This is a genomic window from Clostridium sp. BL-8, assembly GCF_002006495.1.
Taxonomy (GTDB): Bacteria; Bacillota; Clostridia; order Clostridiales; family Clostridiaceae; genus Clostridium.
Genome location: NZ_LZZL01000057.1, coordinates 34,844 through 41,551 on the forward strand (window position 1 = coordinate 34,844; position 6,708 = coordinate 41,551).

5 protein-coding genes and 1 tRNA gene are annotated in these 6,708 nt (G+C 27.4%); 3 read left to right on the forward strand and 3 right to left on the reverse strand.

Annotation, left to right across the window (positions count from 1 at the left end; translation table 11 throughout):
* Positions 1-93: 93 nt before the first annotated feature.
* Together CLOBL_RS18250 and CLOBL_RS18255 are read left to right on the forward strand one after the other, a co-directional pair.
* Complete coding sequence (locus tag CLOBL_RS18250; RefSeq protein WP_077860332.1) at positions 94-987, forward strand: phosphatidylserine decarboxylase; 894 nt, start codon at positions 94-96, stop codon at positions 985-987.
* A gap of 327 nt (positions 988-1,314) precedes the next feature.
* Positions 1,315-3,165 carry an N-acetylmuramoyl-L-alanine amidase family protein gene (locus tag CLOBL_RS18255; RefSeq protein ID WP_077860333.1) on the forward strand — a complete coding sequence of 617 codons (1,851 nt, stop codon included), beginning with the start codon at positions 1,315-1,317 and terminating at the stop codon, positions 3,163-3,165.
* A 205-nt stretch (positions 3,166-3,370) separates the two neighbouring features.
* On the opposite strand, the gene CLOBL_RS18260 is transcribed toward CLOBL_RS18255, so the two are convergent.
* The 3 genes from CLOBL_RS18260 to CLOBL_RS18270 all read right to left on the reverse strand — a co-directional run bounded on the left by CLOBL_RS18260 (position 3,371) and on the right by CLOBL_RS18270 (position 5,224).
* Positions 3,371-3,445 (reverse strand) — tRNA-Arg (locus CLOBL_RS18260).
* A gap of 182 nt (positions 3,446-3,627) precedes the next feature.
* The gene (locus CLOBL_RS18265) at positions 3,628-4,515 is read right to left on the reverse strand and encodes a HAMP domain-containing sensor histidine kinase (protein ID WP_179117791.1); all 888 of its coding nucleotides are present in this window, start codon (positions 4,513-4,515) and stop codon (positions 3,628-3,630) included.
* A 208-nt stretch (positions 4,516-4,723) separates the two neighbouring features.
* Positions 4,724-5,224 (reverse strand): DUF1189 family protein, encoded by a 501-nt coding sequence (locus CLOBL_RS18270; RefSeq protein WP_077860334.1) that lies wholly within the window; start codon positions 5,222-5,224, stop codon positions 4,724-4,726.
* Positions 5,225-5,446: 222 nt separating this feature from the next.
* Between CLOBL_RS18270 and CLOBL_RS18275 the strand changes: the two genes are divergently transcribed.
* A complete protein-coding gene (locus CLOBL_RS18275; protein ID WP_077860335.1) occupies positions 5,447-6,625 on the forward strand; it encodes a L,D-transpeptidase in 1,179 nt (392 codons plus the stop codon).
* The last annotated feature ends 83 nt before the right edge of the window (positions 6,626-6,708 follow it).

Below are 6,708 nucleotides of genomic sequence, written 5' to 3' on the forward strand. Positions count from 1 at the left end.
AAAATAAGAAATGGAGGATGCTTGTCATAACTGTAACATTATAAACCTTGATAGAATTCTATCTCTGCTTGTAAAGTTCTGGCAATTGTATTTATGATTCAAGTATATAATAGAACCACAAAATCTTACGAAGAGGAACTTGTTGCTGGAAAGAAATATATTGAATGGACATATGAATCTCCCATTGGCAAAAATATAACTGAGCTTATTGCTAAGAAAAAATTTTTTTCTAAAATATATGGAATGTTTTGTGATACGAAATTTAGTTCAAATAAAATCCCATCATTTATCGAGAATTTTAATATTGATATGACTATGTCGAAAAAAAAGATCAATGAATTTGCTTCTTTTAATGACTTTTTTACTAGAGAATTAACTTCTGAGGCTCGACCAATAAATAAAGATAAAAATATTTTAATTTCTCCTGGTGATGGAAGGATTACTGCTTATGAAAATATTGATTTAGATAATATAGTTCAAATTAAAGGTTTAACCTACAGTTTGAGGGAATTAATTGATAGTGATACTATTGCAAGCAAATATAGTAGCGGTGTATGTGTCATCTTAAGGTTATGTCCTACTGATTATCATAGGTTTCATTTTGTAGATTCAGGTATTCCTTATGAAAATCATCCTATTAAAGGTCATTATTATTCGGTAAATCCAATAGCATTAAAGGCTATTCCAAAACTTTTTTGTGAAAACAAAAGGGAATGGTCACTATTTAAATCAGATAATTTTAAAGATATATTACACATAGAAGTTGGTGCTACCTGCGTTGGCTCAATAATCCAAACCTATTCACCTCGTAACGAAGTAAATAAAGGTGATGAAAAAGGGTACTTTAAATTTGGAGGTTCAACAACTATATTATTTTTTGAGAAAGATTCTGTTAAACTAGATAGTGATATTATAGAACAATCAAAATGTGGCTTTGAATGCAAGGTTCTCCTTGGTGAACAGATTGGAATCAAAAGTAATCAATAAAATTGAATTCTTATAAATAAAAATTAAACTGCATTAAATTTAACATATATTTAATGCAGTTTAATTTTATGTTAAAAAATGTAATCATATGTATTCGAAATTTACTCTTTATTGTATAATTTGATACGTAATTGAAATATTTTCTTTTTTAATTAAATACTTTAAGGAATTAAGTAATGTTTTTCCTGATTTATCTTCTTTAATTATTAAGGATTATAAGTATATTTTTATATGTACATCACCATATTAATTTCCAATTAATTAAAGAAGAAAGGATATTTCTATATAGTAAAAAAATTATAAAAAATTTGCCAGGGGGAATACAATATGATTAAAAGAATTACAAAATTTACAGGCTTAATGGCTTGTGCCGCTTCAATTATATCTCTTGTTCCAGCATATGCTACTGATGTTCAAACGGTAGACACTCAGAATGGTACTACTTATAGTTCTAAAGCAAAAGGAAATGGTATCTTTATTGATGGAGAGGTGAATGGTGCTGATGAAGCTTGCTATTGGATATCTGACGATGGAAAATATAATAAGTTAGATGATGTTGATACCAATTCTACTATGACAGATGAATTAATGAATAAATACCTAGAAATAGATACTGGAGCTAAAGATCTTACTTATGTGGACATAACAAATGGTTATAAAGACGTAGACTATGATGTAAGAGACGATTTAGAATCTACTGTAGCAACTACATTAAAAGGTAAACTTAGACATGATAATAATGACAGATTTGCCGATAACTTTGATAAAGATCTTACTACGTTTAAAGGTTATTACAATAGAGAAACAACTACTGATGGTAAAAAGGTAGGATTTGTAAGTGGTAGTGATGCTCTATCTGTTTTCCAAATACCTCTAAAAGATAATCTTGATTCTGGTATAACTAATAATGTTACTAGTTATAGTGGTACACTTGATAGTAACAGCTCTTATACTTTCTCAAATACAGATGCTGTCTATGCAGATGCAACTGGAAATTATGTTGATGCTGATTATAACTTAGGATCGATAAAGGTATATGATGGCACAACAACTGGCGCTTCAGTTACTCTAAATAATACTAAAGATACTTATGACTTAAAAGATTATACATTAAAAGCTGTTCTTCAAGAGGGAAAAGGTTATATTGCTGAAGTTGGTGATACTGTTTATAGATGGGCAAAACTTACAATATACAAAAGTACTGATCATGGAAACACATACTCACCTGTAACTGCTTCGGATAACCTTACATTCGGAGGCGATGCTAAAGATAAGGTTGGTTATATTGTTAACGGAACTATTCCAGTTCTTCAATCATTCTCAAAAACTGCTGCTTCAGATACTGTAGATGGTATTAAATATTCTAAAAATTCAACAATTTATTTTGTTGCTGATAAAAAGGGTGTTGATAAGACTGGCTCTTTATTAGCATTACAAAGCGGTGGTAAAATGAAAGCTAGTGCTAAAGCTCTTTGCAGCTTCTTAGGGGCAAATGGTACTATAAAAGCCGAAAATGTTACACCATCACATAAAAATAGTTTCAATTATTTAGATATTAGTGATCAAGATAGCTCAGACTATGACTCAGCTAGTATTGCTGATGCTGGTGGAATACCATACTTTACAAATAACGGATATATTATGACATGGGATGGAGATCATAGCTTTATAAAATTTGCTAAGGTAGATGCTGGATTAAACAACATCTCTACTGGTAGTAACACAAAGGTAGCTCTTTGGAATCCTGATAAAGATATTTATTCCGTTATAAACGTTCCAAAAGCTGCAACTGGTACAACAGCTGCTACGGGTACAGCAACGACTGGTACAAGCACAACTACAACTACAGGTGCAGCTGCTACAGTAAGCACATCTGCTACAAATGGTTGGACAAAAAATAGTGATAATACTTGGAGTTATTTAGAAAATGGAACTAAGAAGACTGGCTGGTTAAAAGATGGAAGTGCTTGGTATTATTTAAAATCTGATGGTATCATGGCTACAGGATGGACAAACGACAACGGAACTTGGTACTATCTAGATCTATCAGGAGCTATGAAAACTGGCTGGATTAATGATAATGGAACATGGTACTATTGCACTGCATCAGGTAACATGTTATCTAATACAGTAATTGATGGTTATACATTAGGTGCTGATGGAGCTTGGATAAAATAATTGATCATTCTTATTAAATTATAAATATATAGCTGTTCCTTGAATTATTCAAAAAACTACACACTGAATAATTCATCCTTCAGTAAAATAAAAAAATATAAATAGGCATCTCAAAATTATTTTGAGATGCCTATTTAAATACTATTCTTCTAAAAAACTAAAAAATACTTAATCTTTATTCACATGATTAAGTATTTCTATACAATGGCAGAGCGTGAAGGAATCGAACCCTCAATGTACCGTCCGTAGCGGTATGTTATATCCGTTTAACTAACGCTCCATATAACTTTTAGCAACATGTTTATATTATCACAAGCTACTACAATAATCAAGTTTATAATATTACATAACATTAAATTTATAATATTTCTCTTTATTAATTAAATATTACTTACAATATAAGTTATCTAAAAAGATTATTATACACTTTTATATAACTTATATTGTACTATTTATAATTAATTATAAATAAATATCTGAAAATTCAACTTCAAGCACTTCCACCTTGCTTTTAGTATTTAAATACTTATTTCTGCTATCCTCACAATCCTCCATAATTTCTATGGGTAACTTAATTATAAATTCAGAGCCTCGGTTTTCTTCACTTTTAAGTTCTATACTTCCATTGTGAGCCTTTGTCAAATATCTAACTAAATCTAATCCTATTCCGCTTCCAGAATTCTCATTTCTTTTATTTCTTGATGATTGAATGAATCTATTAAAAATAGTATCCTGTTCCTCCTTGCGTATTCCCATTCCCTCATCTCTTATAGATATAGTTAATTGATTTATGCTTTTCCATGCATTTATATATATACTGCTTTCTCTTGGGGAAAACTTTATAGCATTTGAAATTAAATTCATTATTATTCTATCTATAGCTTCCGGATCAACTGCCATAATACATTCTTCAACATTTGTATCAAAAACTAAAGATATATTCTTCTGCTTTGCATATTTATCTATAGAAGATATATCCCATTCTATTAAATTAATTATATCTAAATTCTCTCTTTTAATGTTATAATGTCTTTGTTCTAATTTTGTAGTATCTATAAGATTATTTATGAGCTTTAAAATTTTATAAGCATTTCTTTTTATAATATCAATATGTTCTAAAGAATCCTTATAATCGTCTTTATAACATTGTACAATACTTAAAATTATATTTAATGGTGATCTTAAATCATGAGATATATTCAAAATAAAATCTTCTTGAGCTTTTTTACATTCTGACATTTTAGTGAGTTTATTAATTAATTCTTCTTTTGATAACTTTTTTAGTTCCTCCATATCAAATATATATTCATTATTTGTCTCACTGTCTCTAAAAACATTAACCTCAACCATCTTTAAATCCCCTTTTGTTTTTTACTTTTTTTACCATATACCTTTAATATATAATATCATATTCTCCGCCAGCGAACAACTCCATCTTAAATAAATTTTAATTATAATAGTTAAGTGTTCTTAGTAAAAATGTAATAAAAATATTGGCTGACTATTTAATATTTAACAAAATCTAAGCTCTAATAATATTTAAAAATTATATATTGACTTAGTTATGACGACTTTTTGAATCAATGTTATTTATAATTTCATCTTTTATATACTTTAATATTAGTAATACATATGTTAGCGTGCCTGCTATAAACATGGAATCAAAATTTATATCTGGATTTATTGTTTCTAATGCAGTTTGTATTATGAGTGGTAATGTTGCTGCATATAAAGTCACTGAATATAACGCTATATATTTAACTACCATTTTCATAAATATAGTGAAAATAGAAGCAATAACTACTACAAGCAAACAATTTATTAGTAAATTAATAAGTATACTTTCAAAATTACTAACAATTAAATATATGATAGAATTTAATTCAAATTTAATATTTTTAGGCTCAATATATATGCTTTTTATTCCCGATAAAATTAAGGTAAGTAATATTACATAAGAAATTGATCTAAGTATCCCCTCTTTGGCATATCTGGAAAATACCTTTATATCATATATAGATGTTATAACCTTTATAAAAAAATTAGTTTTATTATTCATGTTACCTCCAAATCAGTATTCCTTAGTTTCATTAGTTATACTCAATATATTAACACATATTAAAATTAGTTAAAACGTCAAGGTTTATTATTTGCTTTTATTGTCAATATTATATGTGAAAGATAATATATGTTATTAAAAACATTTATTATAAATGCTTAGTAAATGTTTTTATAATCAAACTTTTTTAATAACTTAGTCACTCAATCAGGGGGCGTTTTTTTGAAAGCAAATAGACTTTATTATAATAAAACAAAGAATATCAAAATCTCAAAAGCAGTATTTTATATTTCTTTATTACTCGGCATTTTATTATACTGTTTATATGAACACCATAACTACACTGTATTATTAGATACTTTTAAAACAAATTTTAATGATTATAACTTTTCTGAAGCAAATAATTTATTATTAACTAAACAAAATTTTAATCCATTCAAATTATTTTTAGCTAATGCGGATGTTTCTAAGTATTTTAATTCTAAAATTACGGAATTATCAGACAGTATAAATAATAACAAAATATCACCTGAAGACGCTTTATTACAGCTTAAAGAAATTAAAAGATATAACATTATAGCTGATGATGAATTACATAATATTTCAGATTCAATGGACTTAATTAGAGATTCAAATAAGAATTATACTGATGCCATAAATTATTTTGATAATGAGCAATACGTCGAGGCAATAGCATGTTTAAAAAAGGTTTCAGCTTTAGATTTAAATTATCCAAAATCATTGATATATATAGATAAATCTAAAAACGCATTAAAAGATTCATTATTTAATTATTGTGACTCTTTAGTCAATAATGATCATTATACTGAAGCCTTATCAAAAATTTCTGATAACAGTAAAATTTTAGGTGATGATGCTGATATAGAAGCAAAAATAACTGACATTAAAACTAAACAACAAGAATACCTAGATAAAAATTCTGCTGTCGCTGAGGCTTCTTCTCGTGCATTAACAACCGTAATATCACCAAGTAATATTAATACATTAAATATTCAAAGTGATACCTCTTATCTTATTAATGTAAATATAAAAAATCAAAAAACATATATTTATAAAGGAAAAGCTGATAATTGGAAATTAGTAAAAACTTGTTCTTGTTCTACTGGAATATCTGGAGAGGATACACCTTTAGGGTCTTTTTCAATTCAAGAAAAAGGTGATTGGTTCTTCTCTGAGAAATATAATGAAGGTGGAAAATATTGGACTCAAATTACAGGAGATATCTTATTTCATTCAGTTCCATTTAATAAAGATAAAACTACTGTTTTAGATTATACGATGAATAAACCATCATCTCATGGTTGTATTAGACTTTCACTTGATGACGCCAAATGGATTTATAATAATATTCCTAAAGGAAGTAAAGTTATAATAAAGTAAATATCTTAATAATTTCATATATATGTTACAATTGATTTTCTACATTTAACATTTAGATATTTACTTAGCGGATAGACATCCTA